Source organism: Kocuria oceani, from assembly GCF_029524215.1.
Taxonomy (GTDB): Bacteria; Actinomycetota; Actinomycetes; order Actinomycetales; family Micrococcaceae; genus Kocuria; species Kocuria oceani.
This window is the reverse complement of sequence record NZ_JARAMH010000051.1, coordinates 1-1,125: the sequence shown is the minus strand read 5'-3', so window position 1 is coordinate 1,125 and position 1,125 is coordinate 1. Positions and strand designations below refer to the sequence as shown.

The 1,125-nt window shown below is 57.8% G+C and carries 1 rRNA gene; it reads left to right on the top strand.

Annotation, left to right across the window (positions count from 1 at the left end):
- Positions 1-1,125 (top strand): 23S ribosomal RNA (locus tag PU704_RS19910); the annotation flags it as partial.

Here is a 1,125-nt window from a genome sequence, read left to right as displayed (position 1 = left end):
GAGGGAAAGGTGAAAAGTACCCCGGGAGGGGAGTGAAATAGTACCTGAAACCGTGTGCCTACAATCCGTCGGAGCCCTAACAGGTGACGGCGTGCCTTTTGAAGAATGAGCCTGCGAGTTAGTGTTACGTCGCGAGGTTAACCCGTGAGGGGTATCCGTAGCGAAAGCGAGTCTGAACAGGGCGAGTGAGTGGCGTGATCTAGACCCGAAGCGAAGTGATCTACCCATGGCCAGGTTGAAGCGCGTGTAAGAGCGCGTGGAGGACCGAACCCACTTCAGTTGAAAATGGAGGGGATGAGCTGTGGGTAGGGGTGAAAGGCCAATCAAACTTCGTGATAGCTGGTTCTCCCCGAAATGCATTTAGGTGCAGCGTTACGTGTTTCTTGCCGGAGGTAGAGCTACTGGATGGCCGATGGGCCCTACAAGGTTACTGACGTCAGCCAAACTCCGAATGCCGGTAAGTGAGAGCGTAGCAGTGAGACTGTGGGGGATAAGCTTCATAGTCGAGAGGGAAACAGCCCAGACCACCAACTAAGGCCCCTAAGCGTGTGCTAAGTGGGAAAGGATGTGGAGTTGCTCAGACAACCAGGAGGTTGGCTTAGAAGCAGCCACCCTTGAAAGAGTGCGTAATAGCTCACTGGTCAAGTGATTCCGCGCCGACAATGTAGCGGGGCTCAAGTACACCGCCGAAGTTGTGGCATTGCACCAACGATACCCAGCCGGGCCTTGTGCCTGGTTCAGGTGGTGCGATGGGTAGGGGAGCGTCGTGTGGGCAGTGAAGCTGCGGGGTGACCCAGTGGTGGAGCCCACACGAGTGAGAATGCAGGCATGAGTAGCGAATGACGGGTGAGAAACCCGTCCGCCGGATGATCAAGGGTTCCAGGGTCAAGCTAATCTGCCCTGGGTCAGTCGGGACCTAAGGCGAGGCCGACAGGCGTAGTCGATGGACAACGGGTTGATATTCCCGTACCGGCGAAGAACCGCCCCTATCGAACCGGGGACACTAACCACCCGAACCGCACCGTGGTGCCGGCCTAGCCGGTGCCTGGTGGCGGGGAGCGTGGGACCTGAACCGGGGAGGTAAGCGTATTAACAGGTGTGACGCAGGAAGGTAGCCGAGCCGGG